Origin of the sequence: Burkholderia sp. HMSC10F09 (assembly GCF_001806955.1) — a bacterium.
In the GTDB taxonomy this organism is placed as follows: domain Bacteria; phylum Pseudomonadota; class Gammaproteobacteria; order Burkholderiales; family Burkholderiaceae; genus Burkholderia; species Burkholderia multivorans.
In genome coordinates, this window is record NZ_KV786629.1 from 1 (window position 1) to 26,587 (window position 26,587).

A 26,587-nucleotide genomic window follows, 5' to 3' on the forward strand; every position below is an offset into this window, starting at 1 on the left:
TGCCGGCGCATGCGCCGGCGAGGCGGCGGCGCGCCGTCAGCGCGCGGCCATCGTGCAGCCGATCTCCTGCCGCGTGCCGTACAGGCGGTCGAGTTCGGCAGGGTTCTGCGGCACGACGGAGATCGGGTCGAGCCAGTCCCATTTGTCGGCGATCCGGTCCTTCACCTTGAACACGGTCCAGCGCCGCAGCAGCTGGTGATCCCATGGACGGAAGTGCGCGGGGCCGCTGCCGTCGACGAGCTGCACGGTCTCGAGGCTCTGCACGATGTCCGCGCCGGACGTGCTTTTCGCCTGGTTGATCGCCTGCAGCAGCGCGCGCGTCGTGAACCAGCCGATCCATGCCTTGTCGGCGGGCGGCTTGCCGTACTTCGCCGTGTAGCGCTTGACGAACGCGACTTCGTCCGCCGAATGGCCGGGCGAGCTGAAGTGCCACGGCTTGCCGTAGTAGCCGGTGGCCGCATCGACGCTGATCGACCACAGATCCGAATCGCCGATGATCGGGCACGCGACCGGAATGCGGCCTTTCATGCCCATTTCCGCGTATTGCTTCAGGAACGTCGACAGGTCGCCGCCCGGCAGCCCGAGCAGCACGACGTCGGGCTTTGACTGGCGGATCTTCAGGATGAACGAGCTGAAATCGGTCGTGTTCAGCGGCGTGACGTCCGCGCCGGTCATCGTGCCGCCGGACTGCTTCAGCAGCTCGGACATCGAACGCTGGATGTCCTGTCCGTACGCGTAGTTCGCGACCAGGAAGTGCCATTTCCTGCCGATCGCGAACAGCGACGGCGCGAGCGCGCGGCAGGTGACGGGCGTCGGGCTTAGCACGCGGAACGTATACGGGTTGCAACTGCTGCCGGTCAGCTCGCGCGCGGCGGCGTTCGGCGCGATATACGGCGTTTTGGTGCGCCACGCGACCGACGACATCGCCAGCGACGTGCCGCTGTTGGTGCCGCCGATCACCGCGATCGCCTTGTCCTGCTCGACGAGCTTCTGCATGTTCTGCTGCGCCGACTGCGGATTGGGTTCGTCGTACCACACGAGATCGATGCGGCGGCCGCGCGCGTGGTTGCCTGCGTCGTCGAGCGCGAGCTTGACGCCGTTGGCGATCACTTCGCCCTGTTCGGTCCATACGCCCTGCTTGGCCATCAGCAGTCCGAGCCTCAGCGGCTGCTCGCCTTGGGCGCGCACGATCGCGGGCGCGGCGAGCGCCGCCGCGCCGCCCGCGAGCGCCTTGCCCGCGGTCACGAGCCACGCGCGTCGCGACGGCGCCGGGCTGTCGGATGCGTCGCGCCGATGGCTGGAAAGGGTGTCGTCCTGCTGGTGCTGGTCCGTCATCTGTCTGCGCTCCTGTTCCCGGTGATGGGTCGACGCCGCGCCCTCGCGGCGCGCGGCAATTTTTTGGTGAACTCTAGTTCAAACTGGAATAGCATTCAACAATCAAAGACGATTTCAAGAAATCGGGGTATTCACCCGGTTGGTCGCGGACACGCGTCGTAAACCCGAAAAGGAGATGAAGCGATGGCAAGGAGACGGCTGGCAGTGATCGGTGCTGGTGCGATCGGACGGATGCATGTGGAGCGCGCGCGGGTGCATCCGCAGGTGGAGGTGGTGGCGATCGCGGACCCGTCGCCGGCGGCGGAGCAGTTCGCGCGCGCCGAGGGGTTGCGCTGGTTCGCCGACTACGCGGCGATGCTCGACGAGGTGCGTCCGGACGGCGCGATCGTCGCGACGCCGAATGCGACACACGTGGCGGTCGGCCTCGCATGTATCGCGCGCGGCGTCCCCGCGCTGATCGAGAAACCGGTGTCGGACAGCGTCGACGCGGCGGCTGCCATGAGCCGCGCCGCGCGCGAAGCCGGCGTACCGCTGCTGGTCGGGCACCATCGTCGGCACAATCCGATACTGCGGCGTGCCCGCGAGATCGTGCAGTCGGGTCGGCTGGGCCGGCCCGTCGCGGCCAATGCGCTCGCGACGTTCTACAAGCCCGACGCGTATTTCGACGTCGAGTGGCGCCGCCAGGCAGGCGGCGGCCCCGTGCTGATCAACCTGATTCACGACATCGACATCATGCGTTTCCTGCTCGGCGAGATCGTCGAAGTCTGCGCGCAGAGCTCGAACGGCGTGCGCGGTTTCGACGTCGAGGACACGGCTGCGGTCCTGCTGCGCTTCGACAGCGGCGCGCTCGGCACGCTGGCCGTGTCGGACTGTGCGGTGTCGCCGTGGAACTGGGATCTCGCCGCGGGCGAGGCCGCGCACTATCCGCGCCAGCAGGTGAATACCCATTTCCTGATCGGCACCGATGCGTCGCTCACGCTGCCGCAGCTCGATCTCTGGGCGTATCGCGGCGCGAAGGGCTGGCACGAGCCGCTGACGGTCGAGCGCTGCACGCCGCACGACGCAGACCCTTACCAGGAGCAGCTGCGCCATTTCGCGGCGGTGATCGCCGGCGACGAAGCGCCGCTGTGTTCGGCGGACGACGCGGCGCGCACACTCGCGGCGACGCTCGCCGTGCATCGCGCGGTGGCGGCGCGCACCGCGGTGGCGCCCGCCGCCGTCGTGACCGTGAACAGGCCCTAGCGACCGGCCGCGGCGAGCGCCGGCACGCCGTGGCGATAGAACGCGATGGTCTGCCGCAGGCCGTCATCGAGCGCGGTGCGCGGTAGGCCCGGCAGCAACCGCGCGAGCGCGGGATCGTCGAGGAAGTCCGTCGCGATCGGCAGCGGCGGCCCGTCCGCATCGATGTGCGCATCCGGCGCGAGGGCCGCGATCCGCTCGATCAGCGTGGTCACCGGCGTGATCTCGCCGGCCAGCGTGAACGCGTGCGCGCCGTCGAAGTCGTGCAGCAGCGCGGCCTCGTACGCAGCCGCGACATCGTCCGCGTAGACGAGGCCCGTCGTGCCACTGAACGGAATCGTATAGCGCTCGCCGCGTGCGGCCGCGCGGCATGCGAGGCTCGGCCCGGCGCTCGAGCCGGTCTCGCGTCCGGCGCCGTAGACCACCAGCGGGCGGAAGCCGACGCTTGCGATCCCGTGGTCGTGCCAGTACGCACGCGCCGAGCCTTCGCACGCGAGCTTGAACGCGCCGTAGTGGGTCTGCGGCAGCGGCACCGCGCCGTCGTCCGGGCCGAACACGCCGGCGCTGCTCGCATAGAGCACGCGCCGCAGCCCGGCCGCGCGAGCGGCCTCGAACACGTTCAGCGTACCGATCAGGTTGACTTGCGCGCCACGCAGCGGGTCGGCCGCACAGGCGGGCGTGAGGATGCCGGCGAGATGGATCACCGCGTCGCAGCCGTCGAGCGCGCGCGCGGTGGCCGCCGCATCGGCGACGTCGCCCGTGCGCCAGTGCACCGCCGCGGCGCGCGCGGGGGCGAGCGCTTCGACCAGGCGCGGGTTCGCGCCCACGTCGAAGCTCACGCAGTCGATGCCGCGTGCCAGCAGCCTCCTGATGATCCACGCGCCGAGAAAACCGCTGCCGCCCGTTACCAGTACCCGCATTGTCGTGCCTCCCTGTCGTCACAAAGTCTTTGCGAAACTCGAATTAGTGGAATAGTATTCCACATCGAAAGAACATTCCACAAACGTCGCGATGACATCGCATCCGGCGTTGGGGACACTGAACGGGCGATAGCGAACATGAAGCGTGAACCGATACTCGACTGCGACGTGCTGGTGCTGGGCTCCGGCGCGGGCGGGCTCGCGGCGGCGGTGACGGCGGCCGCGCGGGGCCTGCGCGTGATCGTCGCGGAGAAGGAGGCCGTGTTCGGCGGCACGACCGCGTGGTCGGGCGGCTGGATGTGGATTCCGCGCAATCCGCTCGCGACGCGCGCGGGAATCCGCGAGGACATCGACGCGCCGCGCACCTATCTGAAGCACGAACTGGGCGCGCACTACGACGCCGACAAGGTCGATGCGCTGCTCGAACGCGGCCCGGAGATGGTCGCGTTCTTCGAACGGCATACGGCCGTGCGCTTCATCGACGGCAACCGCATTCCCGATTTCCATACGACGCCGGGCGCCGGTGCGGGCGGGCGCTCGGTCTGCGCGATGCCGTTCGACGGCCGCGAGCTCGGCCCGCTGATCGACAAGCTGCGCGAGCCGCTATCGGTCACGACGCTCAAGGGGATGGCGCTCGCGTCCGGGCAGGATCTCGCGCATTTCTATCGCGCGACGCGCTCGCCGAAGTCGGCGCTGTACGCGAGTCGCCGGCTAGCTGAATTTGCGTGGCACAAGCTGCGCTACGGACGTTCGATGCATCTCGTCAACGGCAATGCGCTCGTCGCTCGGCTGCTGAAATCGGCGGCCGATCGCGGCGTCGACCTGCGCACGCATGCGAAAGCGATCGGCCTGATGCGCGACGCCGAACGCGTGACCGGCGCGCGGGTCGAGATCGACGGCGTCGTGCACGAGGTACGCGCAGCGCGCGGGGTCGTGCTTGCGTGCGGCGGCTTTCCGCACGATCCGGCGCGGCGCGCGCAGACTTTCGCGTATACGCCGTCCGGGCGCGAACACTGGTCGGCAGCGCCGCTCTGCAATACCGGCGACGGCATCCGGCTCGGCGAAGCGGTCGGCGCGCATTTCGACCAGACGCTCGATGCGCCGGCCGCGTGGGCGCCCGTGTCGCTGGTGCCGCAAGCGGGCGCCGCCGCCGTTGCATTTCCGCACCTGATCGAGCGCGCGAAACCGGGCGTGATCGCGGTGACGCGCGCAGGCCGGCGCTTCGTGAACGAGGCGTCGTCGTATCACGACTTCATCTCCGCGCTGCTGGATACGACGCCCGCCGGCGACGAAGTCTGCGCATGGCTGATTTGCGACCACCGTTTCCAGCGGCGTTACGGGCTCGGTTTTTCGAAACCGCGGCCGTTCCCGGTCGGCCCGTACCTGCGTTCCGGCTACCTGAAGCGCGGCGCGACGCTCGATGCGCTGGCTCACGCGTGCGGGATCGATGCGCGTGCGCTCGCGGACACGGTGGCCGCGTACAACCAGTATGCGAAGCAGGGCGCCGATCCGGCGTTTCACAAAGGCTCGACGCCGTACAACCGCGTGCAGGGCGATGCGGCGCATCGGCCGAATCCGTGTCTCGCGCCGATCGAGGCGGGGCCGTTCTATGCCGTGAAGCTATTGCCCGGCAGCCTCGGCACGTTCGCGGGCCTCGCGACCGACCGCGATGCGCGCGTGCTCGATCGAAGCGGCGCGGCGATCGCCGGCCTCTACGCGGTCGGCAACGATGCAGCCAGCATGATGGGCGGCTGCTATCCGAGCGGCGGCATCACGCTCGGGCCTGCGATGACCTTCGGCTATCTCGCCGCGCTTTCTCTTGCCGACGCCGCGCCCGATGGCGCGCGCCCCGGCGTCGATTCATCCTCGAGGACAATGGAATGACACTGTATGACGTAGTGACGCTTACGGTGAAGATCGGCGCGAATGCGCGGGTCTTCGAAGGGATCCAGGCAAGCGGCGATCCGCAGGGCGGCAGGCTGCTCGGCTGCTGGTATTCCGACATCGGCGCGCTCGGCCAGGTGCTGGTGCTGCGCGGCTATGCGTCGGAAGCCGCACTGGTCGCCGAGCGCAAGCGAATGCTGCTCGAAGGCAACCCGTTCGGCTGCGGCGACGCCATCGTCGACGTGAAGACGGGCAGCTACGCGCTGTTCCCGTTCCTGCCGCCGATCGAGCCGGCCGTGCACGGCGGCATCTACGAGATGCGCGTGTACGGCACGAAGCTCGGCAGCCTGCAGCAGACGATCGACGTGTGGGAACAGGCCGTGCCGGAACGTATCAAGCGCTCGCCGCTGGTCGGCGCGATGTATGCGCTCGACGGCGACGTGCCGCGCTTTCTGAACATCTGGCCGTATGCGAGCGTGGACGAGCGTTCGCGCATTCGGGCGGAAGCGGTCAAGGACGGCATCTGGCCGCCGAAGGGCGGCCCGGCGCACCTGACGACGATGGCCTCGACGATCTGTGTGCCCGCGCCGTTTTCGCCGCTGCGCTGAACGTGACGCGATGACGATCAAGGAGACGACATGACCCAGCCTCAATCCCGCGCGCTGTCGTTGTCGGCGCTGACCGTGCTCGAGCTGAATCCGCCGCAGATGGTGCAATGCGCGGTCGACGCGGGCTACGACTACGTCGGCCTGCGCCTGCTGCCGGCCACCGATACCGAGGTCCGCCACGCGATTGTCGGCGACACGCCGCTGCGGCGCGAGACGCTGGCGGTCCTGCGCGATACGGGCATGCGCGTGCTCGACGTCGAAATCGCACGTCTGAAGCCCGATACCGACGTGACGGACTACCTGCCGATGCTCGAAACGGCCGCGGAACTTGGCGCGCGCTACGTGCTCGTCGCGGGCAACGATCCCGACGAAGCGCGCACCGTCGAGCGGCTCGGCCGTCTGTGCGATCTCGCCGCGCCGCTCGGCCTGTCGCCGTCGCTGGAGCCGATGCCGTGGACCGACGTGAAGGATCTCGACATCGGCGCGCGCATCGTCGATGCATGTGGCCGTCGCAACACCGGGCTGATCGTCGATCCAATCCACTTCGACCGCGCGGGGTCGTCGCTCGACACGTTGAGTGCGTTGCCGCGCCACTACTTCGGCTACGTGCAGTTCTGCGATGCGCCGGCCGAGCGGCCGACCGACGTCGACACGCTGCTGTTCCAGGCGCGCTGCGCGCGGCTGATGCCGGGTGACGGCGGCCTCGATCTGACGGGCATCCTGCGCGCGCTGCCCGCGCACCTGCCGGTGAGCGTCGAGGTGCCGAACCAGCAATGGGCGAACACGACCCCTGCGGTGGCGCGCGCGCGCCGGCTGCGCGAAGCGACACGCGCGGTGATCGACGCGGCGGCCGTGCCGGCCTGAGCGCGCGGCGGCAACGACGGGCCGGGCTTCACCTGCGGCGTAACGCCCGCGTGTGGCCCGGGCATTCGACGCGACGACAACAACGATACTCCGGAGACATTCGATGACTTCCTCGCAAGCGGCCGCTCGGCCACGACCTCATATTAATCAGTATCGCGAAACGGATCGGATCGAGCCGCTCGACGTCCAGTACTTCCTCGACGCGCAACCGGTCGGCCGCTTCCAGTGGCTGGTTCTGCTGTTATGCATGCTGATCGTGATGCTGGACGGGCTCGACACGGTGATGATCGGCTTTATCGCGCCGTCGATTTCAAGCGCATGGGCGATTCCGCGCGACGCGCTCGGCCCCGTGATGAGCGGCGGCCTGCTCGGCCTCGCGTTCGGTGCGCTCACCGCCGGCCCGATGTCCGACCGCTTCGGACGCAAGACGGTGATGGTCGGCGCGGTGCTGTTCTTCGGGATATGGAGCGTGGCGTCCGCCTTTGCGACCGGCGTCGCGTCGCTGACGGTGCTGCGCTTCCTGACCGGCATCGGCCTGGGCGCGTCGATGCCGAACGCGGCCACGCTGATGGCCGAATATGCGCCGCCGCGGCGCCGGGCACTGATGGTGACGGCGGTGTTCTGCGGCTTCACGTTCGGCGCGGCGGGCGGCGGCTTCGTGAGCGCATGGCTGATCGAGACCTGGGGCTGGCATTCGGTGCTGCTGCTGGGTGGCGTGCTGCCGGTCGCCTACGTGCCGGTGCTCGCGAGATGGCTGCCCGAATCCGCACGCTATCTTGCGCTGAAGGAGAGCCGGCGCGTGCGTCTGGTCGGCGTGCTGAACCGCGTGCAGCCCGGCATCGCCGATGAGCGCACGCGTTTCGTGTCGCACGAACCGGCGCGCGACGCGCGCAGCCCGGTGCGGGCGATCCTGTCGCGCGAGCATGCGTTCGGCACGGTGATGCTGTGGATCTGCTATTTCGCGGGCCTGCTTACCGTCTACCTGCTCGGCAACTGGCTGCCGACGCTGATTCGCGGGCTCGGGTTTTCGCTGGGCGAGGCGGCTGTCGTCGGCGCGCTGTTCCAGGCCGGAGGCACGGTCGGCTCAGTGCTGATCGGCTGGCAGATGGATCGCTTCAATCCGCACCGCGCGCTCGGCGCGACCGTGCTGGCGGGTGGCGCGCTCGCATGGTACATGGGCGCGTCGGCCCATTCGTTCGCGGTCATCTGCGTGCTGGCGCTTGGCATCGGCTATTGCATGAACGGCTCGAATACCGGCTTTTGCGCGCTCGCGGCCGGCTCCTACCCTACCGAGATGCGCGCGACCGGCACGAGCTGGATGCTCGGCGTCGGCCGCTTCGGCGGCATTGCGGGCGCGATGCTGGGTGCGGCGATGCTGCACGCGAACTGGAGCTTCGGGCAGGTGTTCGCGGCGCTCGCGGTGCCAGCGGCGGTGGGCGGCGCGGCGGTGCTGCTCAAGGGCGCGCGTCATCGCGGCACCTTCGTGCCCGTCAGCGTGAGCGCGGGCCACTGAGCGCGCGTCGCGGGAGCGTTCGCTCGAGGATCTGCTTGAGTTCCAGTATGGAATTGTGTTCTCATTTGCCATCACGATACGAATGAGAAGGCGCTATGGCAGGAAATCTCGAGCGTGCGCTCGCAGTGCTGGAATTGCTGGCAAAGAACGGCGGCCGCATGTCGCTGGCCACCATTGCCGATACGCTCAATATTCCGCGCAGCGGTACGCATCGACTGCTGTCGATGCTGATCGACGAAGGCTTCGTGCGGCAGGACAGGGAGCATGGTGAGTACATGCTTGCGCTGAAGCTGGTATCGCTTGCGCTGATCTACCTATCGACGAGTGGGGTGTTCGACATTTCGCAGCCGGTGCTCGACCGATTGGCCGAGGCGTCCGGCGAACTGGCGCGGCTCGGTGTGGTCGAAGACGATCACATCACCTTCGTCGGCAAGGCACAGGGCGCGAAGTCGGGGCTGCGCTACGACCCCGACATGGGCAGCCAGCCGCCGCTGCATTGCACCGCAAGCGGGCAGGCCTGGCTTGCCACGCTGCCGGACGAACGTGCGCTCGAGCTGGTGTCGAAGCAGGGCGGGCTTGGTGCAAAGGCGCAGAATGTGCCGCGGGCGCCGAAGACGATCCAGCAGTTCTTGAAAGATCTGAAGGGCGCGCGTGAGCGCGGCTACGGAGTCGCGATCGAGACCTACGAGATCGGCATGACGTCGATCGCTGCCGCAGTACGCAATCCGGTCACGAACGAGGTGGTCGGGATCGTCAGCCTGGCCGGCCCGACGAGCCGCCTGCCGGAGTCACGGCTCAAGGAACTTGCGCCGTTGCTGCTTCAGGCGGCGTCGGACATGAGTGCAGCTACGCTGGGTTCTCCACTGTTCAAACGGGCGGGTGCTGCCGGCGTGCCCGCGAAGTTGGCAGCGGACCCGGTGAGTAGGCCGAGAACGTCGACGCGCAAGCGAGGGGCGAGGGATTGATGAGATGAACGGCGGTGTCGAAACGCTCCTTTTCGTAACGAGGGCGACACGACCGACGTGCCGCTGCTCATCCGGGGGCTGTGGTCGCTCTGTTTACGGAGCTGTGGATCGCGCCCCGTCATGACTTCGGCTGAGGCGCTGCGACATCTGAATCCGCGTATGGCACGCATGCCAGCATCGTGGTGGCTCGCCGCGAGCGTCCGAACGCAACCCAGTCCGTAAGGGCGCTGTTAGGTGACATTTTGGCCGGAAACTGCTCGCATCTTTTGCGGTTAGGGCGTTGCCGTCGATACCAGAACGCGGGGCGCCAAACATGGGCAGGATTGTGGGTAGGCGGCTATCTGCGCCTGCGGGAGTCTCACCTGGCGGATCTCCGCGAGCGATACTTGCAGTCGGCTGCCTTCCGCCATAAGGGCTTCGGCCCCGTTTCCACTTCTTCCGCCGGCGTCATCCAGATCGCTGATTTGAAAGCGGTTTATGCGTAACGGCCTGCGCGCGACGATCCTTGACGTCCCGCCGGGCTCCCTCACGAAGTGTGGGAGGCATGTGGGTTTGTGGCCAGCGCGAGCAATCGCCGACCGATCAGAACTTGTGCGTGAGCCCGACGATGACGCCGCGCGCGGTCGCGCCCGGCGTGACGTCGACGCCTGAGTACTCCGTGCCGTTCAGTCCATACGCAGCCCGTCTGCGATTGTCCATTAGCCCCGCGGCGACATAGAGAATCGACGATTTCGACAGCAGATACTCGTATGCGAGGCCGAATTGCTGTGCGTTGTTGCCGTTGCCGGTGCGATCGTGCAGATAGCCATACAGCGCGGCGACCTCGTTGGTCGGGTTGATTTGCCACGAGACCGACGCCGACCAGGTCGCCTCGTTCTGGCTGTGGTCGGTTTGCGTTTCGGTGTGATAGACGAGGTAGAAGCGCGCGGCGGCGACCTTCAGCGACGTGGCCGCCGTGAACACGTTCTGCACCGATGTTCCGGCTGCGTTGTCCTGCCGGTCGTAGCCGGCCGCGATGTGCCACGGACCGTTGACGTATTTGACAACCACGTTGTACGACTGCAGGCCGTTCGACGGCGTAGTCGTCGAGTCGCGCATCGCCACGAGAAACTGCGCAGTGAGTCCGTGCCACGCCGGCGTGAACCACGTGATCGCATTGCTCGCGCGCACCGACACGTCGTCGAAGTCGTTCAGCGGCGACGCGATCGACTTCGCAGCCAGCGGATCGATTTCGCCGTCGAGATACTGATATTGCGGCTTCTTCTGCCGGCCGATCCTCAATTCGCCGAAGCGCCCGGACATGCCGACCCATGCGAGGCGATTGAAGGCATCCGCCGAATTCTGCGGTGCGCCGTTGACCGCCGAAAAACCTTGCTCCAGCTGAAAGTTCACCCGGAGCCCGCCGCCGAGGTCTTCGTGTCCAACGAACCCGTAGACGGTCGCGAAGAGCCCGCCCGACGATGCGCGGACAACGTGTCCCGCACCACCGCTCTGATATTCGATGCCGTTATCGACGACGCCATAGAGCGTGACCGACGACTGGGCGTGAGCGGCCTGATACGCGCACGCCGACAGCATGACGACTGCTGCGAGAGAAGTCCTTTTCATTTGTCTCCGTCTGTTTTTTTTCGGCCTGGCTGCGCTTCGCGAACCGGGCAATGCGAGCGTTCGTTGTTGTGTACGGCGGATGATAGAAACCTCGCACGATCCACGTCTCTGTAGAAACGATGCTTTCGCTGGTACTTTTTTTCGGGGTGCGTTACCGCGCTCGCGAAAAGTGCCAGCGAATCTGCAATTTTTGTAGGGACGGCGCCTTGCCCTGTGCCTATCGTTCTGTCTGCAAGCCGATCGCCGGCGCTGGCATTTCCGCTTCAGCCAACGGCGACGGTCCACCATGCGGAGACGATGTTGATCAGGAAAGTCCCTCTCAAGATTGCAATCGCGGAATATCCGCATACGGCAGCGATCCGTAACGGCTCGATTCCGATCGAAGGCGTGCAGGCCGAATTCGTGACGGTCAAACCGCAGATCGGCGCATTCCGACGGATGGTGCGCGACGTCGAATTCGACGTGTGCGAGCTCGCGCCAACCACTTACCTCATCGCGCGCGCGTTCGGAGCGCCGTTCGTCGCGTTGCCGGTTTTCGTCACGCGTACGTTCCATCATGGCGGGCTGCTCGTGCGCCCGGACGCGAATGTCCGCACGCCGAAGGACCTGGAAGGCAAGAAAGTGGGAGTGCGGGCGTACTCGGTGACGACCGGCGTATGGACCCGGCAGGTCCTGATCGACGAATACGGCGTCGACGTGTCGAAGGTCACGTGGGTCGTCGACGACGAGGAGCATGTGACGCAGTTGAAGCTGCCGCCGAACGTCGTCCACGCGGCAAACGGTACGTCGCTCGCCGACATGATGGCGAGCGGCGAGCTCGCGGCCGGCTTTGCCGCGGCGGCGGGCATCGGCCGCACCGGCAATCCGACCGGCGGCTGGAAGGAGGTGGAGGCGGATTACCCGGAGCTGTTCCCGAACGCACGCGAACTGGAGGCGGACTACTACGCGCGCACCGGCATCTATCCGATGCACGGCACGATCGTCGTGAAGGACTCCGTACTCGCCGAGCACCCGTGGATTGCAAAATCGCTATATGACGCGTTCGCTCAGGCAAAAAAGGAATGGCTTGCGCGTCTCGATGCGGGCGAAGTCGCCGGTCCGAGCGACAACAAGTACCTGCGTATGCGCGAGATCGTCGGGCACGACCCGCTGCCGTACGGGCTGCACGACAACATCAAGACTATCGAGGCGCTCGAAGCGACGGCGTTCAAGCAGGGGCTGACGCCGCGGCGCATGTCAATTGACGAGCTGTTCGTCGACCCGCAAGCGTAACGCACCCCGGAGACCGGCATGGTCTCTTCGGTAAGACGGCAAGGCAGCCGCACCCGGCGCTGATTCGAGCCGGAACGTTGGCAAGTGGTCCGGCGCGCGCAGTGCGCATCTCGCCGGACGCGTAGCAATGCAGTGCGAACCATGAAGACAAGGCAGATGGAGACAGCAAAACCAGGGCACCGCAGCGGTTCGAACCATTGGTTCATCCTCGGGCTCCTTGCACTCGGCGTACTGATTTCGTTCGTCGATCGCAGCAGCATTTCGAGCGCATTGGCAGATGCGAGTTTCGTGACGCGATTTTCGCTGACGAGTATCGATCGCGGGTGGATCAATGCAGCGTTCTTCTGGTCCTACGGCCTGTTCCAGGTACCGATGGGCTGGGTAGCCGACCGCTACGGCGTGAAGTGGCCGTATGCAATCTGCTTTGCGCTGTGGTGCATCGCGACTGCGCTCATGGGTGCCGTGTCGACGCTCGCAGGCCTTGTCGTCATGCGGCTCGTGATCGGTGTGGCCGAAGCGATCGTGATTCCGGCGAGCTACCGCTGGATTCGCAATAACTTTGACGAACGCCGCAACGGGCTCGCGGTCGGGCTGCTTGCGATGGGCAACAAGCTCGGGCCGGCGATCGGCGCGCCGGTAGCCGCGTGGGTGATCGTCGTGTGGTCGTGGAAGGCGATGTTCGTCGCGACAGGGTTGCTGGGATTGCTGTGGCTCGCGCCGTGGTTGCTGCTCGTGCGAAACGACCTGCCGAGCCGCGAGTCGCTGAGACACGCCCGCCGCACGGCGCGCTCGGTATCGCTCGGCAGCGTTCTTGCAAGTCCGGTCGTGTGGGGCGGCATGATCACGAACTTCTGCTACGGCTACTTTACGTTCTATTCCATGACGTGGATGCCCGCGTACCTCGTCGAGCAGCGCGGACTGTCGCTTGCGCAGTCGGGGCTCTACACGTTCTTCAGCTTCGTCGGCATCGCGGTCGTCGCCGCGCTGGCCGGGTGGGCCGCGGATCTCGTGATCGCGCGCGGCGGCAACCCGCTCGTCGTACGCAAGGGCTTCACGATCGCCGGCTTCTGCGGCGGCAGCACCGTACTGCTCGGCGCGTACGCGCATTCGCTCGACATGGCGCTGTTCTGGAACGTGCTGTCGCTGTCGTTGCTCGGCTTCACGACTGCAAACAATCTCGTGCTGTCGCGGCTCACGCTGATTCCGCGCGAAGCGATCGGACTCGTGACCGGCGTGCAGCAGGTCGCGACGAGCCTTGCCGGCGGCGTCGCGGCGAGTCTGTCCGGGTGGCTTCTGCACGTCAGCAACAGCTACGACCTGCCGATGATGGTGATCCTCGTGTTCTTGCTGATCGGCGCAGTGGCGACGCTGACGCTGTTTCGCCCTGAATGGGCGCCGAAGGTCAGCATGGCGCCGCGCCCGTTGCGCGAGGCGTAACCGTCGCCGACCACAGGAATTTTTCCGGATTTCCTTTCGGATAAACGTAACGGCGGGTGATCCCGCGGTATTGGACTGGATATTTCATACATGGCGAAAATCGTATTCGGGATGGCGGTGCCCCATAGCGGCATGCTGGGGCAGGCGCCGGAGGATTGGCTCAAGAACGGCGAACGCGACCGCGCGAACCCTGAATTGTGGTTCCGTAACCGGACATGGACCTATCCCGAACTCGAAGCGCATCGCGGTGCCGCTTTCGAGCCGTATCTGACGCTCGAGGAGCGCCGCGCGCGTGCGGCGCGCTGCCGGGCGGCGCTCGACGCGATGGCCGCTGCGTATCGCGACGCACGCATCGACGTCGCGATCATCCTCGGCAAGGACCAGAAGGAAATCTTCACGCATCAGTCGCCGTCGATTGCGATCTACAGCGGCGCTGAAGTGCATAACGGGCCGCCCCAGCGTGCGGTCTATGCGCCGGATCGGCACGTCACACACCGCTGTCATCCGCAACTCGCCGCCTGGCTCATCGAACGGTTTCAGCGCGAGGGCTTCGACCTCACCGACCTGTTCGCATGGCCCGACAATGTATGGATGAAGCCGTTGCCCGACTATCCCGTGGTACCGCACGCATACAGCTTCGTGTACCACCAGATCATGAGCGACGATCCGCCGCCTCACGTACCGGTGCTGATGAATTGCTTCTATCCGCCGACCCAACCGTCGATGTCGCGCTGTATTGCATTCGGCGACGTGCTGCGCGACGCGCTGAACGCGTGGCCGGAGGACGTGCGGATCGGCATTTTCGCGTCCGGCGGCCTGTCGCATTTCGTGAACGACGAGGAGTTCGACCACCGAATCCTGAAAATGCTCGCCGACTACGACTACGACGGCCTTGCGGCGATCGACAACCGTGCGTATCAGTCCGGCACGTCCGAAATCAAGCTCTATGCGAGCGTGATGAAAGCGATGGAAAAGACCGGCGCCCCGATGACGCTGGTCGACTACGTTCCGTGCTGGCGTACACCGGCCGGCACCGGCGAGGGAATGGGCTTCATGTACTGGCGCGCAGCCGACTGAGCCGCCGGCATTCATGTCGACGAGAGAAACGTCGTTTGCCGGCACTCGCACGTTGCCGGACGATGCAGACCGATGTGATCCTCACTACAAAATGGAGACGGTTACTGTGTGTTCTTCGCTTCAGATAAAACGAAAACCGCTGTCGTTTGCAGCGTTTGCCGTGGCCGCTGCGTTCGTTTCGGCAGCCGGAGCAGCGACCGACGGTTCGAAAGGGGACTTGTTGCTTTACCGCATCGGCCCCACGACGTCGGAACTGTACATCGCGAATGCCGATGGCAGCGACGAACACCGGTTGATCGCGTCCGGCGGCTTCGACTACCACGGCTCGTTTTCGCCGGACGGCAAATGGGTCGTGTTCACGTCGGAGCGCGACGGTCTTGGTCATGCAAGCCTGTATCGCGTGCGGATAGACGGGACCGGCCTGCAGCGTTTGACGGACTGGACCGGTGTGAGCGATGCGGCCGTCTACGACCCGGCCGATCCGGACGTGATTGCATTTGTATCGTCGCGTCGCGATAACGACACCTGGGGCACGACCAACATCTGGACGCTTAACCTGAAGACTGGCGCCTTGCACAACGTGACGGGCGACATCCGCTTCGATCCGGACAAGCCGCATAGCTTCTTCCGGCCGTCGTGGTCGCCGGACGGCAAATGGATCGCGTTTTCTTCCGATCTCGGCACCGAGTGGCGCGGTCACAACTTGCCGGTTGGCTGGGAGCGCACGCAGGAAACGGCCATCTATGAGATTCGTCCGGACGGTACGGGATTCCGACAGATCGCGGCGCGTGCGGGCTACGCCGACGGATCGCCGTCGTGGTCGAACGACGGCAAGCAGATCGTGTTTTATGAAACCCCGGTGGAATCGACCTGGGGTGCGCACCGCCCGGAAGCGATTGGCAAGGTGAGCTCGCAGATCATGCAGGTGGACGTCGCGACCGGCGTGCGCAAGCAGCTGACCGATACGCCGGGATTCAAGGTGTTCCCGCAATATGTTGGCGCGACCGACGTCGCATATCAGGTCAAGAACGGCGCAGCCGAAGGGTTGTATACGACCGCCGGGCAGTCCCGTGCGACGGCGGGCAGCGGTATTCGCTCGCCGCGTTATTCGGCGGACGGCAAGAAGGTTGTCTACGAGAAAGTCGTGTACAGCAAACCGTTCCACCCGAACGGTATGCCGCTATATCGCTTCGATCCGCAATGGAACTATCGCTTCGTCGACGTGTTCCCGCAGTTGTCGCGCGACGGAAAATCGCTCGTGTACACGGAGAAGGCGGTCGGCTCGTCGATCGTCGTCGCGGATACCGACTTCAGTCATGCGCGCCACATCTACGATCCGGCGACGAGCGGTCTGGATCCCAAGCTGGTCGCAATGGGTCTCGCGGGTGCGTTCCAGCCGACGTGGTCGCCGGACAAGCAGTGGGTTGCGTTTGGCGTGGGCAGCTGGTTCTTCACGCGAGCCCATATGCCCGGCCGCATCGCGCGCATCAGGGCCGACGGCAGCATGAACGGCAAGCCGGAGATCCTGACCGACGGCAAGGAGAACGCGGGCTTCCCGAGCTATTCGCCGGACGGCACGCGCATCGTCTATCGCGTGTGGAGCGAGACCGACAAGGGCCTGCGAATTCTCGATCTGAACACGCGTAAGACGATGGTGCTGACCACCGAGCCCGACAATCTCCCCGGCTGGTCGCCGGACGGCACGAGGATCGTGTTCACGCGCAAGGAGGTGAACCCGAACGACGCGAACAAGTTTCACTTCGACGTGTACACGATCAAGCCGGATGGCACCGACGTGCGCCGCTTGACGCCGCCGGGCGCCAACCAGGCTCACGCGACGTGGACATGGGACGGGCGCATCGCGTACAGCTCGGGCGAGTACGGATTTCGCGACGAGCTGTCGCTGTACGACGACACGTTCCAGCCGGACGGCCAGAACTGGGTGATGAATGCGGACGGTAGCGACCGGCATGCGATTACCGATACGCTGTGGGAAGACTCGATGCCGCTTTATATTCCGAAGCTTTAAAGCGGTTCGTGCTGGGTCTCGGGGCACTGCGGGTTCGACGCGCAGTGCCTTTTTTTATTGGCGTTGCCATATTGGTCGGAAATGGAGCGACAAAAGCATTCGAATATGCTGCTGCGCGTCGTTGTGCCGATATGGGCGGTGAGGCTCGACTCAATTACGGAGTCAACGTCGCCCGCAATCGTTCGATTCTCACGGTCGGCAGTCCGGTCGCGCCCGACGCGCCGAACGGAGCCGCCAGCGGCAAAGACCTTGACGAGGTCTACGCTCGCAAGGTCATGTCGGAGAAGCGCGTCACGCTGTCGTAACAAGGACGCAATTGCCGATGCAGGCAGCGGCGTCCGGGGCTGCCCGGCGAAAGCAACGTCGCAATCGGCGATTCGGTGTCCGGCGCGATCCGGGGCATCGACGTAGAACGCGGCCGGCAATCGTCGGCAGGCGACGTGGCAGCGCTTCAGAACTTGTGCACGACTCCGAAAATCGCACCGCGTGCATTCGATCCCGGCGCAACCGTCACGCCTGCATAGGCAGTGCCGTTCAGCGTGAACGCGGCCTTGTTGCGATTGTCGATGAATGCGGCCGACACATACAGCGTGGTCCGCTTCGACAGGTAATGCTCGTAAGTCATGCCGACTTGCTGCGCATTGTTGCCGTTGCCCGTGCGGTCATGAACGTAACCGTACATCAGCACGAGCTGATCGGCCGGGCCGAACAGCCAGGAGCCCGAGGCTTCGTACGAGTCGCGCTTCACGCTGTTGTCCGTCTGCTTCTCGGTGTGGTATGCGCCGAAAAGCCGGGCGTTGCCGATGCCGTACGACACACCGGCGTTGAACACCTTCAGCGTCGATGTTCCTGACGCGTTCTGCGCCTGCTCGTATCCGGCGGCAATGCGAAACGGACCATTCTCATAGCGCGCAGCCGCGTTATAGAACTGGATACCGTTGGTCGGCTTCGTCGTCGAATCACGCATCGCCACCATGAACTGCGCGGTCAGCCCGTGAAAGTTCGGCGTGAAATACGCGATCGCGTTGCTGACGCGAATCGTCAGGCTGTTGAAATTGAGCATCGGCGAGCCCATGCTCATCACCGCAACGGGATCGAGCTCCGGATTCAGGAAGATGTATTGCGGCGTGTTTTGCAAGCCGAAGCGTAGTTCGCCGAATCCGCCGGATAGTCCGATCCATGCCTGGCGATTGAAAGCCGCGGTTCCGTTCGCGGCGGCGCCTGACACGCCGGAAAATCCCTGCTCGAGCTGAAAGTTCACATGCAAGCCGCCACCGATGCCTTCGCTGCCTTTGAACCCGTACCGGCTCGCGAACAGGCCGCCGGAGGTCATCCGTGCGACGGCGCCGTTGCCGCCGTTCTGGTATTCGATCGCGTCATCGATGACGCCATACAGCGTCACTGACGACTGGGCAAGGACAGGCTGCATCAGTGCAGCCGACATCGCGCCGGCTAAAGCGACAAGAGGTTTGCGCATCGTGCGTTCCATGTTGTTCATCGAGGCGGATAACCGCGTCTGCACGCGGTTGCACGCGAATCAGAAATGAAGTTCCGCGACGAACATCGGCACCGATGTCTGCGTGGTCCCCGGTTGTTCCGAAGCCGGCGTGCCGTACATGTTGTGCCAGTACTCGTAGCCGATGCCCGCATAGATCGTGCGCGGATGGCCGACGAACGATCCGACGTCCGCCATGAGATAAGCGCGCGTGAGAAACTCGGTGGTCGTGCGCACGCCGAAGCCATCTTTCCCCTTCGGCCCCGTCACGCTCGCGAAGCCTTTGAACACCAGCGGGACCGGGCCGAGACGGAACGGATAAAGCCACGAACTCTCGAAGTGCACGGCCGGGTTGAAGTGAACGTCGACGTTCGTAATGCCGTCGTGGTTGCTCTCGGTGCGCACGCCAAGCGTCATATTCCAGAAGCCGCGCGGAATCGCGAATTCGATGGTCGCGCCGGCCACGAACATCCGGGCCCGTTCCGCGTAGGCGTCGTTCTTCGTACCGAACTCGTAGCCGAGCGTCACTCCGACGTCGCGGACGAATCCGTACGAAAACTGCCGGTTGAAAATCCTGCTGGCACTGAGCGACACGCGGCCGACGCTATAGACTTCCTGCGCACCGCCGGACCCGGGCGTCGGGTAGCCGTACTGATTCGTCGGGCCCGCCTCCGGGTTGGCCATGTTCGACACGAGGTAGTCGACGTTGAACGCATAACTGCCGTACCGGAATCCACCGGTCGTCGTGAGGAAGCCGATGTTCTGCGTGACCTTCGCCGGTGCGCCTGTCGCCGTTCGCACGCCCGGGTAGTAGAAATTGGTGCCGACGCGGTAACCGATATACGTATCGTTCCATGAGGTCGGCGCACTGACCTGCGCGGGCGGCGACAGCGGTGCAGTCAGCGTGCTCGCCTGCGACAGCGTGACGGGCGTCGCGGACTGTGCCGCTGGGTCGGCTGGCGCTGGTCTTTCGGCCTGCGCAAGTCGTGCGGCGTCGCTCGCTGCGTCGAGGCCCGGTAGTGTTTCGGCTGCATGCGCCGGACCGGCGATACCGCCGAGCACGGCGATGCCGAGCAGCCGCGCGCGGATAGCGGTGGATTTTTTCATGTCTCCTTCCACATTTCGTTGATATGCAGGAAGCGGTCGATTCACGACTCTGAATTTTTCGTAACACGGTGACGGCGCTCGACGATGTCGACGCGCAGGATGGTCGCCGTGGACCGCAATGTATGCGATGCCGGTTTGAATGCCTTTACACAAAAGTTAGATTCGCTGGCACTTTTCTCCGGTATCCGCGTCCGGGTAAATATCAGGTCGCACATGCGCGGAATGTGTGAAACGATTGGCCGTTTTCTGGTCGAACGTTCGAAGTCGCGCGATGAAAGATCAGCATCACAAGCACAGCAGTAGCGCAAGGCAGACCACGGTGCCGAGGGTCCGGCTCTATGTGGAACGCCCCGAGGACGAGAACTGGTTCGTGCACGTGGGCCACGTGACCGAGCGCGGCCGCTGGCGCACCGAGCCGCATGCGCACCCGGCGTATGGACAGGTGATTTTCGTGTTGCGCGGGCGCGGCGTGATGAACCTGGAAGGAAGCAGCGTGCCATTCGAAGGGCCGTGCGCGCTGCTGTTGCCGACGGAGTGCGTGCACGGTCTGGACTATGAAGTGGACGTGGACCGCTGGGTAGTCACGATCGACGACGCGTATCTCCGCCAGATCAACGCGGAGCTGCGCGAATTCTGCACGCTGTGGTCGGCGCCCCGTCTGATTCCGCTCGCCGGTTCTACGCAAACCGGCATCGAGTTGTATCGGTTGATCGGCGATCTGAAGCGGGAAGCCGAATCGCATTCGGTAGGACACATCGCCGGCACGCGCGCGCTGCTGACGATGCTGCTGCTGTTGCTCGTCAGGGAAGCGCAGCTCGATCAGCGGGTCGCCGACGGTGAAACGCGCAACGACTTTCGCGTTGTCGACCGTTTTCGCAAGCTGATCGATCAGCACTATCAATCGAACCTCTCGCTGCAGGACTATGCATCGATGATGGCGATCTCGCCGGTCCAGCTGCGCGCCGCATGCGCGTCGGCGGTCGCGCAAAGCCCGACGAAGATGATTCGCGCGCGCATCGTGACCGAAGCGAAGCGCAAACTGATTTTCGGCGACATGTCGGTCGAACAGATCGCGTTCGATCTCGGCTTTGCCGATGCCGCGTACTTCACGCGCTTCTTTCGCCGCGAAGTGGGGCAAACGCCGAGCCAGTTTCGTGTGAGCGCCCGCCAGCACGCGGAAGGCACATTGCCGCAATAAGTCGCGGGCGGCCGGCAGCCGGATGCCGAAAGTCCAGGCGAATCCACGCTTTGTACCGGGACGGCCGCGCGCATCGCGGATAGGCTGCAACCATCGTGCTGGCGGACCGAATCGCGGTCGGCTGCCGGCCGGATGGAGGAGCTCGAAAAAGATGATTCGACGAATTCTTGCGGTCCGCTGGACGGGGCGTGCGGTGACGGCGGTATCGTTGCTGTTCGCCGGCGCGTTCGCGATCGGCTCGTACGCGCACGCTGCGTCGCCGGGCGGCCGCACGCAACTGGTTTATGTGGGAACCCAACAGGCCCGGATTTACGCGCTGCGCTTCGACCCGTCGACGGGTTCACTGGCCGCGATCGGCCCGGTCGCGAAAGGGATCAACGCAACCTGGGTGGAGAGCGACCCGCGAAGACCGGTGATCTACGCGGTCGACGACGACAAGTCGCGGGAAGGAAGCGTTACCGCGTACGCCGCGGACCGGGAAACAGGGGCGTTGACCGAACTGAACCGCGTCGATTCGGCAGGGCGCGGGACGACCCACCTTTCGCTCGACATGCGGTCGCGGACGTTGCTGGCCGCGAGCTACGACAGCGGCACCGTGTCGAGCATCACGCTCGAACCGGATGGCAGTCTTGGCGCGCGCGCGTCGACCGTGCGCGACGTGGGCTCCGGTCCGAATGTGCGCCGGCAGGCCAGCGCGCATGCACACAATGCAGTCGTGGATCCGTCCGGCCGATACGTGCTCGTCCCCGATCTCGGTGCGGACCGCGTGTTCGTGTACGGGTTCGATGCGGCGACGCGCGCACTGCTGCCGGACGATGCCGACCCGCCGCGTACGTTCTCGGCGCCGGCCGGCAGCGGGCCGCGTCATCTCGTATTCGGCCCCGACGGTCGGTTCGCGTATCTGATCACCGAACTGAGCGGCGAAATTTTCGTGCTGCGCTGGGAGGCCGCGCAAGGACGCCTCGCGGCGGTGCAGACGGTGCCGCTCGGCAGCGCTTCATTCGGCGGCACGAAGAGCGGAGCAGAGGTCGTGATCAGCGGCGACGGACGCTTCGTCTACGCACAGGACAGGGCAGAGGACACGCTCGTCGTCTACCGCGTCGATCGCGACTCCGGCGAGCTCAGCGAGCTGCAGCGTATTGCGAGCGGCGGCGCGCGGCCTTGGGGCATGACGCTCGATCCGTCGGGCCGCTGGTTGTTCGTCGCGAATCAGCACAGCGGAAACGTTGCCGTGTTCAGCGTCGATCCGGCTTCCGGCAAACTCGCCGCGACCGGTGCGACAGCGGAGGTGCCGACGGCAGTCAGCGTCGCGTTCGTCAGATGAGTCCGTAACAACGTCCAGGCACGCTCCGAGCGCAGGTCAGTCTCCGTACAGGGGAAAAAAACGGGCAAAGAGCCCGGCTGCTAACGCGTTAACCAATTGCTCCACCGGGACGCCGCATTTCTCAATGGCGTCGCCGTGGCGCATGGGCAAAACTTTCATCGCGTTACAAACAAAAAACGGGTTCCCCGACCCTTCAGGAGACAGCAATAATCATGGGACACAGGACCGCAACTTTCGCGTGCGCGGCGTTGACCTGTATTGCGCCCACGCTGGCGCATGCCGGAGACGAAGCCGCGGCCGACAGCCGATTCGCCGGGACCAGTGCGGTGACGATGTACGGACTGATCGACCAGGGCCTCGAGTACGTCAACAACGTGGCGCAAGGCAAAAACGGCACTACCCACGTTTTCCGCATGGGCGACGGCACTGCGACGTCCTACTTCGGCATTCGCGGCACGGAAGATCTGGGCGGCGGTACCAAGGCCATTTTCGATTTGCAGGGCGGCTTCATGCCGAGCAACGGAAGCTCGAGGCAGGGCGGACGGCTGTTCGGGCGGCAATCGTACGTGGGCCTCGACGGAAGATTCGGTCGCATCACGTTCGGCCGTCAGTACACGATGCGCTTTTATGCGATTTCCTTCATCAATCCGTTCGGCACGGGCGCTCAAGGCTTGACCACGCTCGATAACGGAATCGCAAACGCCCGGGCGGACAACTCGATCAGCTACCGCTTTTTTTACGGCCCGTTCGAAACGGGCGTGAACTACAGCTTCGGTCGCGATGCGGTGAACGGCAATCCCGCCACGGCCGCCGCTGCCAATTGCCCCGGACAAACGACACCGTCGAACGAATGCCGCGAATACTCCGTGATGGCCAAATACGATGGAGGGTTCTGGGGGCTGGCGACTTCGTACGAGCGGAATTATGGCGGCACGTCCGGGACTTTCGGCGGGCTCACGTCGCCGAAGCTCACGGATAGCCGTTTCTCCCTGGGAGGCTACTTCAAGCTCTCCAGGGCCAAGGTTGGCGTGGGCTGGATCAGGCGCGACGACGAGGGCCTCGCCACGCCAAAGAGCAACTTGCTCTGGGTGACGGGCACGGTGCCGGTGACGCCTTTCCTGCATGTGGACGGCATGGTCGCGCAGCTGAAATACGATCACTCGCGCAACAAGGCGCTGGTGTTGGTGTTGCGCGGCGAATACCTGCTGTCGAAGCGCACGCTCGTTTATGTGACGGCCGAACGCATTCACAACTACGGCAATCTCGCGCTCGCGGCGACGACCATTACGGCCGTGCCGACGCCGCCCGCGGGCAGTTCGCAGCTGTCGGTCATCACCGGTATCCGGCATACGTTCTGACGTGAACGCCGCGTAACGTGAACCGCCCCGAACGCGCAGCGCCGGGCGGTTCCCTGTTGTCGGTTGTTCAAACCGGAAGTTTGGCCGCAGCGGCAGCGGCCGACATGTCGGCTACATCCGCGAACGGCTGCTTGTGCCGGAGGATCCCCACGCCGACGAACATGTCCTGCAGATAGCCGATGTCGTCGGGCGTAAGCGTCAAGTCTCGCGAGTACGGTCGGTCTGTCTGGTTGAAATCCCAGATCGCCTGTGCCGATGCGCCGTCGAATCGTTTCTGCGCGCGTTTTCGTGCGTCGAAGAACGCGTCGTGCGACGCAGGGGACATCAGAAATTCGTAGAGTGCGCCGTACGCGGCCATGACCGTCACCATGGCTTCGTGCTTGTCGCGCAGGGCGGCATTCGATGCATAAGCCGTCTGAAAAATGCAGCGAGGCAGCGCTTCCCACAGATTGGCTTCCCGAATCGCCGTGAGCCCGTTGCCGTCGTTGCGGTGCGAAATGCTTGCACAGCACGCGTCGGCTTCACCGTTCACGACCGCCGCATAGCATTGGTCGTTGCTGCCCTTGTCGACGAAGCGGACCTGCGAAGCATCGATGCCTTTTTCCTTCAGCAATTGCAGCATCAGCGTGTGCAGCAGGCCGAGCGCCGGCCCGACCGCGACCGTTTTGCCCTTCAATCCGGCCAGGCTTTCGACCTCGCCGGGCCGCGCGTATACCGTCAGCGCGCATTTGCGCATTCCCGCTCCGACGATCTTCACAGGTGCGCCTCGTTCGATGCGCGACAGCACGCCGTCGTAGCCCGAGACCATGCAGAGGTCCGCCGTACCGGCTTCAATTGCATTGAACGGGCCGGCGACGCCGGGTACCTGCATGATCGACGCGTTCACGCCGAATCGCCGGAAGTAGCCCATTTCATCGATCAACGCGTTAAGGGTTGCGTTTTCGAGGCCAGGGTTGCTGACGATGCGGATCCGCGTGTCGGCGGCCCGTGCGCGCAAGGGTGCGGCTATCCTGCTGGCAGCGACGCTGAGGCCGACGAGACCCGCGTTGCGCAGGAAGCGTCGTCGGGCGAAAGGCTGGGTCATCGGTCGGTCCGCTATGAGTGGTGCGGACCGTAATGTGGCAGAAAGCTGACCACGGAGGCAATTGAGTAAAATGGCCGTTGACTTAACCGGCTGGTGAAGGCTACACAACGGGGGAGAGAACGTGTCAGAGCTCGACTGGTACCTTCAGGTCAACCTGAAAGCGCGGCACATGCATCTCGTCGTGGCGATCGATACCTACCGAAACCTGACGCAGGTAGCAGAAGTCACGCATGTGACGGTACCGGCGGTGTCGAAGTCGCTGGCCGAACTGGAGCGCGGGCTGGGGCTCACGCTGTTCTCTCGCACGGCTCACGGTCTCGTGCCGACGCCATACGGCGAGTGCCTGGTGCGACGCGCGCGCGAACTGGTCGCCATCCTCCATCAAACGCGCGACGAACTGAAGGCGCTGAGTTCCGGAACCGAAGGGAAGGTGCGCATCGGCATGTTGCCGGCGTCGGCTTCCGTGCTGCTGCCGGAGGCGCTCAGCCTGTTGAAGCAACGCTCGCCGGGCACCAACGTGGCCGTGATGGAGGGGACGACGTCATGGCTGCTTCCCGAGCTGTGGCAAGGCCATCTGGACCTGGTCGTGGGTCGTCTGCCGCCGCCGGATACGCTCAGCAGTTTCGTGGAAAAGGAACTGCTCGAAGACCCGGTGACGCTCGTCACCGGCTGTCACCATCCGCTCGCGCGCAGAAAGAGCGTGAAATGGTCGGACCTCGAACCGTACCCGTGGATTCTTCCGCCACCCGGCTCGATCCTGCGTGATCCGCTCGAGCGCGTGCTCGAGGCGCATGGGGTGGCGCTCGCGAACAACTACATCGAAACGCTGTCGATCCATGTGGTGCGCGCGCATCTTCAGGTCTCCGACTGCATCGCCGTGATGGCCGATACGCCCGCCAACGATTCCGCACAGCCGCTGCACACGCTGCCGTTGAGCCTGCCGAGGCTGCTGCGCCCGTCCGGCGTGCTGTGGAATCGCAGCCGCGGTCTCACGCCGAGCGCACAACTCGTGGTGGCATGTCTCGAAGAGGCCGCACCGCGCGTTGCGGCACGCAGCCAGCGGGCGCGCCGATCGCTCAAGTCTGCATGATCGCGGGGGCCGCCGCGGGCGCTTAACCGTTTGCTCAAGCCCGCCGCCATTTTTCTCAATTGATGACCGTTCGCACGCTGGCCAGAATCCGGGTGAGCAGTCATTAATTGGAGACACGACGACCATGAAGTACTGGAGCGCCATTCGCGCTTGCGCGGCATTGATCGGCATGGCCGCCATGGCGCTCGCCACGCAGGCTTACGGTCAGTCGGTCGAGCGCTTCTATCATGGCAAGACGGTGACGCTCGTCGTCAGCGCGGACGCGGGAACCCCCACCGACATCATCGCGCGTCAGTTCGCGCGCTTCTTTGTGAACTACCTGCCCGGCAAGCCGCATGCCGTGGTCATGAACGTCGTGGGCGCGGGCGGCATGGTGGCGGCGGCATCGCTGCAGTCGAGGCAGCCGGACGACGGCACGGTTATCGGTTTTCTGCAGCGCAATAATCTCTACATCCCGTTGCTCGATCCGCGCCAGAACCGCTTCGACCCGCGCGAGGTGCGCTGGCTCGGCAGCCTGAACAAGGTCGACTACTGCATCGTGTCCATGACGCGCTCCGGCGTGACGAGCGCAGCTGACCTCACGAAGAAAAAGATGTACATCGGCGCCACGGGCTTCGCAAACGAAGACCGCACGCTGCCCGCGCTGCTCGACGAGTATCTGGGCGCAAAGATGAGCATCGTGCCGGGATACACGGGACGCGGCGAAGTCTATCTGGCGATGCAGCGGGGCGAAGTGGACGGCTGGGCGTCCACGATCGACGGGCTGCAGCAAGGCGAGCCGGTGCGCATGCTCGCCAGCGGCAAGATGAAGGTGCTGTTGCATCTTGGCTGGACCAGCCCGGCGCCGTTCGCCGACGCGCCGAACCTGAGCGCGTACATCACCGACCCCGACGTGAAGGCGCTCTTCAATCTGTTTTTGCTGCCGTTCGATGCCGGGCGCCCGATTGCGGTGCCGAAGGGCGTGCCCGCGGATCGCCTGAATGCGCTGCGCGAGGCGTTCGCCAAAACGATCGCCGATCCCGCGTTCATCGCGGCGATGAAAAACTCGGGCTTCCCGCCCGATCCGATCGACGGGAACGCGGTGGAACAGATTGTCGGCAAGCTCTATGCGACGCCACGAGCGCAGATCGATGCGGCACGCAAGCTCATCTTCAGTTCGCCCTGAACGCTTAATCAACTC

22 protein-coding genes are annotated in these 26,587 nt (G+C 64.9%); 16 read left to right on the forward strand and 6 right to left on the reverse strand.

Going from position 1 to position 26,587, the window contains the following annotated elements; genetic code table 11:
* Positions 1-36: 36 nt before the first annotated feature.
* The gene (locus tag HMPREF3115_RS08820; RefSeq protein WP_070554139.1) at positions 37-1,335 is read right to left on the reverse strand and encodes an ABC transporter substrate-binding protein; all 1,299 of its coding nucleotides are present in this window, start codon (positions 1,333-1,335) and stop codon (positions 37-39) included.
* 183 nt (positions 1,336-1,518) lie between these two features.
* Between HMPREF3115_RS08820 and HMPREF3115_RS08825 the strand changes: the two genes are divergently transcribed.
* A complete protein-coding gene (locus HMPREF3115_RS08825) occupies positions 1,519-2,577 on the forward strand; it encodes a Gfo/Idh/MocA family protein (RefSeq protein ID WP_006403970.1) in 1,059 nt (352 codons plus the stop codon).
* On the opposite strand, the gene HMPREF3115_RS08830 is transcribed toward HMPREF3115_RS08825, so the two are convergent.
* Positions 2,574-3,494: an NAD-dependent epimerase/dehydratase family protein gene (locus tag HMPREF3115_RS08830; RefSeq protein ID WP_070554141.1), complete on the reverse strand. Its 921-nt coding sequence runs from the start codon at positions 3,492-3,494 to the stop codon at positions 2,574-2,576. The genes HMPREF3115_RS08825 and HMPREF3115_RS08830 overlap by 4 nt on opposite strands.
* A 138-nt stretch (positions 3,495-3,632) precedes the next feature.
* Here HMPREF3115_RS08830 and HMPREF3115_RS08835 point away from each other — a divergent pair, with 138 nt between their 5' ends.
* From HMPREF3115_RS08835 to HMPREF3115_RS08855, 5 genes are all read left to right on the forward strand, one after another.
* Positions 3,633-5,378: an FAD-dependent oxidoreductase gene (locus tag HMPREF3115_RS08835; protein ID WP_053298773.1), complete on the forward strand. Its 1,746-nt coding sequence runs from the start codon at positions 3,633-3,635 to the stop codon at positions 5,376-5,378.
* On the forward strand, positions 5,375-5,986 hold the full coding sequence (locus HMPREF3115_RS08840) for an NIPSNAP family protein (protein ID WP_006403967.1): 612 nt from the start codon (positions 5,375-5,377) through the stop codon (positions 5,984-5,986). The genes HMPREF3115_RS08835 and HMPREF3115_RS08840 overlap by 4 nt, the downstream gene beginning before the upstream one ends.
* A 30-nt stretch (positions 5,987-6,016) precedes the next feature.
* Complete coding sequence (locus HMPREF3115_RS08845; protein WP_006403966.1) at positions 6,017-6,850, forward strand: sugar phosphate isomerase/epimerase family protein; 834 nt, start codon at positions 6,017-6,019, stop codon at positions 6,848-6,850.
* 103 nt (positions 6,851-6,953) lie between these two features.
* On the forward strand, positions 6,954-8,363 hold the full coding sequence (locus tag HMPREF3115_RS08850) for an MFS transporter (RefSeq protein WP_006403965.1): 1,410 nt from the start codon (positions 6,954-6,956) through the stop codon (positions 8,361-8,363).
* 95 nt (positions 8,364-8,458) lie between these two features.
* Positions 8,459-9,328: an IclR family transcriptional regulator gene (locus tag HMPREF3115_RS08855; RefSeq protein ID WP_006399656.1), complete on the forward strand. Its 870-nt coding sequence runs from the start codon at positions 8,459-8,461 to the stop codon at positions 9,326-9,328.
* A gap of 582 nt (positions 9,329-9,910) precedes the next feature.
* On the opposite strand, the gene HMPREF3115_RS08860 is transcribed toward HMPREF3115_RS08855, so the two are convergent.
* Positions 9,911-10,936, reverse strand: coding sequence for a porin (locus tag HMPREF3115_RS08860; RefSeq protein WP_053298772.1), 1,026 nt, complete (start codon positions 10,934-10,936; stop codon positions 9,911-9,913).
* 297 nt (positions 10,937-11,233) lie between these two features.
* Between HMPREF3115_RS08860 and HMPREF3115_RS08865 the strand changes: the two genes are divergently transcribed.
* The 5 genes from HMPREF3115_RS08865 (at position 11,234) to HMPREF3115_RS31520 (ending at position 17,056) form a co-directional block, all read left to right on the forward strand.
* Complete coding sequence (locus tag HMPREF3115_RS08865; RefSeq protein WP_006399660.1) at positions 11,234-12,208, forward strand: ABC transporter substrate-binding protein; 975 nt, start codon at positions 11,234-11,236, stop codon at positions 12,206-12,208.
* A gap of 141 nt (positions 12,209-12,349) precedes the next feature.
* Positions 12,350-13,645: an MFS transporter gene (locus HMPREF3115_RS08870; protein ID WP_070554143.1), complete on the forward strand. Its 1,296-nt coding sequence runs from the start codon at positions 12,350-12,352 to the stop codon at positions 13,643-13,645.
* Between the two features lie 90 nt (positions 13,646-13,735).
* Positions 13,736-14,722, forward strand: a complete 987-nt coding sequence (locus HMPREF3115_RS08875) for a DODA-type extradiol aromatic ring-opening family dioxygenase (protein WP_006399668.1) — start codon at positions 13,736-13,738, stop codon at positions 14,720-14,722.
* Positions 14,723-14,939: 217 nt separating this feature from the next.
* Positions 14,940-16,751, forward strand: a complete 1,812-nt coding sequence (locus HMPREF3115_RS08880; RefSeq protein ID WP_227747548.1) for a hypothetical protein — start codon at positions 14,940-14,942, stop codon at positions 16,749-16,751.
* On the forward strand, positions 16,712-17,056 hold the full coding sequence (locus HMPREF3115_RS31520; protein ID WP_175835625.1) for a hypothetical protein: 345 nt from the start codon (positions 16,712-16,714) through the stop codon (positions 17,054-17,056). The genes HMPREF3115_RS08880 and HMPREF3115_RS31520 overlap by 40 nt, the downstream gene beginning before the upstream one ends.
* A 146-nt stretch (positions 17,057-17,202) precedes the next feature.
* Here the strand turns inward: HMPREF3115_RS31520 and HMPREF3115_RS08885 are convergent, their stop codons facing one another.
* Positions 17,203-18,240, reverse strand: a complete 1,038-nt coding sequence (locus tag HMPREF3115_RS08885) for a porin (protein WP_227747547.1) — start codon at positions 18,238-18,240, stop codon at positions 17,203-17,205.
* Between the two features lie 48 nt (positions 18,241-18,288).
* Positions 18,289-19,353, reverse strand: a complete 1,065-nt coding sequence (locus tag HMPREF3115_RS08890; RefSeq protein ID WP_227747546.1) for a RodZ family helix-turn-helix domain-containing protein — start codon at positions 19,351-19,353, stop codon at positions 18,289-18,291.
* Between the two features lie 271 nt (positions 19,354-19,624).
* On the opposite strand from HMPREF3115_RS08890, the gene HMPREF3115_RS08895 reads away from it, so the two are divergent.
* The 3 genes from HMPREF3115_RS08895 (at position 19,625) to HMPREF3115_RS08905 (ending at position 23,233) form a co-directional block, all read left to right on the forward strand.
* The gene (locus HMPREF3115_RS08895; protein WP_227747545.1) at positions 19,625-20,551 is read left to right on the forward strand and encodes a helix-turn-helix domain-containing protein; all 927 of its coding nucleotides are present in this window, start codon (positions 19,625-19,627) and stop codon (positions 20,549-20,551) included.
* A 151-nt stretch (positions 20,552-20,702) separates the two neighbouring features.
* Positions 20,703-21,875, forward strand: a complete 1,173-nt coding sequence (locus HMPREF3115_RS08900) for a lactonase family protein (protein WP_006403956.1) — start codon at positions 20,703-20,705, stop codon at positions 21,873-21,875.
* Between the two features lie 212 nt (positions 21,876-22,087).
* On the forward strand, positions 22,088-23,233 hold the full coding sequence (locus HMPREF3115_RS08905; RefSeq protein ID WP_006403955.1) for a porin: 1,146 nt from the start codon (positions 22,088-22,090) through the stop codon (positions 23,231-23,233).
* Between the two features lie 67 nt (positions 23,234-23,300).
* On the opposite strand, the gene HMPREF3115_RS08910 is transcribed toward HMPREF3115_RS08905, so the two are convergent.
* Positions 23,301-24,317, reverse strand: a complete 1,017-nt coding sequence (locus tag HMPREF3115_RS08910; RefSeq protein WP_070554149.1) for an ABC transporter substrate-binding protein — start codon at positions 24,315-24,317, stop codon at positions 23,301-23,303.
* Between the two features lie 121 nt (positions 24,318-24,438).
* On the opposite strand from HMPREF3115_RS08910, the gene HMPREF3115_RS08915 reads away from it, so the two are divergent.
* Positions 24,439-25,407, forward strand: a complete 969-nt coding sequence (locus tag HMPREF3115_RS08915; protein ID WP_006399677.1) for a LysR substrate-binding domain-containing protein — start codon at positions 24,439-24,441, stop codon at positions 25,405-25,407.
* A gap of 124 nt (positions 25,408-25,531) precedes the next feature.
* Positions 25,532-26,572 (forward strand): Bug family tripartite tricarboxylate transporter substrate binding protein, encoded by a 1,041-nt coding sequence (locus tag HMPREF3115_RS08920; RefSeq protein ID WP_006403953.1) that lies wholly within the window; start codon positions 25,532-25,534, stop codon positions 26,570-26,572.
* Positions 26,573-26,587 lie beyond the last annotated feature (15 nt).

Excerpts from the sequence above, each read along its gene's own strand:
- HMPREF3115_RS08830 (WP_070554141.1), bottom strand. The coding sequence starts at position 3,494 with ATGCGGGTACTGGTAACGGGCGGCAGCGGTTTTCTCGGCGCGTGGATC.
- HMPREF3115_RS08835 (WP_053298773.1), top strand. The coding sequence starts at position 3,633 with ATGAAGCGTGAACCGATACTCGACTGCGACGTGCTGGTGCTGGGCTCC.
- HMPREF3115_RS08825 (WP_006403970.1), top strand. The coding sequence starts at position 1,519 with ATGGCAAGGAGACGGCTGGCAGTGATCGGTGCTGGTGCGATCGGACGG.
- HMPREF3115_RS08920 (WP_006403953.1), top strand. The coding sequence starts at position 25,532 with ATGAAGTACTGGAGCGCCATTCGCGCTTGCGCGGCATTGATCGGCATG.
- HMPREF3115_RS08885 (WP_227747547.1), bottom strand. The coding sequence starts at position 18,240 with ATGGAACGCACGATGCGCAAACCTCTTGTCGCTTTAGCCGGCGCGATG.
- HMPREF3115_RS08850 (WP_006403965.1), top strand. The coding sequence starts at position 6,954 with ATGACTTCCTCGCAAGCGGCCGCTCGGCCACGACCTCATATTAATCAG.
- HMPREF3115_RS08870 (WP_070554143.1), top strand. The coding sequence starts at position 12,350 with ATGAAGACAAGGCAGATGGAGACAGCAAAACCAGGGCACCGCAGCGGT.
- HMPREF3115_RS08890 (WP_227747546.1), bottom strand. The coding sequence starts at position 19,353 with ATGAAAAAATCCACCGCTATCCGCGCGCGGCTGCTCGGCATCGCCGTG.
- HMPREF3115_RS08910 (WP_070554149.1), bottom strand. The coding sequence starts at position 24,317 with ATGACCCAGCCTTTCGCCCGACGACGCTTCCTGCGCAACGCGGGTCTC.
- HMPREF3115_RS08905 (WP_006403955.1), top strand. The coding sequence starts at position 22,088 with ATGGGACACAGGACCGCAACTTTCGCGTGCGCGGCGTTGACCTGTATT.
- HMPREF3115_RS08855 (WP_006399656.1), top strand. The coding sequence starts at position 8,459 with ATGGCAGGAAATCTCGAGCGTGCGCTCGCAGTGCTGGAATTGCTGGCA.
- HMPREF3115_RS08875 (WP_006399668.1), top strand. The coding sequence starts at position 13,736 with ATGGCGAAAATCGTATTCGGGATGGCGGTGCCCCATAGCGGCATGCTG.
- HMPREF3115_RS08845 (WP_006403966.1), top strand. The coding sequence starts at position 6,017 with ATGACCCAGCCTCAATCCCGCGCGCTGTCGTTGTCGGCGCTGACCGTG.
- HMPREF3115_RS08865 (WP_006399660.1), top strand. The coding sequence starts at position 11,234 with ATGTTGATCAGGAAAGTCCCTCTCAAGATTGCAATCGCGGAATATCCG.
- HMPREF3115_RS08820 (WP_070554139.1), bottom strand. The coding sequence starts at position 1,335 with ATGACGGACCAGCACCAGCAGGACGACACCCTTTCCAGCCATCGGCGC.
- HMPREF3115_RS08840 (WP_006403967.1), top strand. The coding sequence starts at position 5,375 with ATGACACTGTATGACGTAGTGACGCTTACGGTGAAGATCGGCGCGAAT.
- HMPREF3115_RS08860 (WP_053298772.1), bottom strand. The coding sequence starts at position 10,936 with ATGAAAAGGACTTCTCTCGCAGCAGTCGTCATGCTGTCGGCGTGCGCG.
- HMPREF3115_RS08900 (WP_006403956.1), top strand. The coding sequence starts at position 20,703 with ATGATTCGACGAATTCTTGCGGTCCGCTGGACGGGGCGTGCGGTGACG.
- HMPREF3115_RS08895 (WP_227747545.1), top strand. The coding sequence starts at position 19,625 with ATGAAAGATCAGCATCACAAGCACAGCAGTAGCGCAAGGCAGACCACG.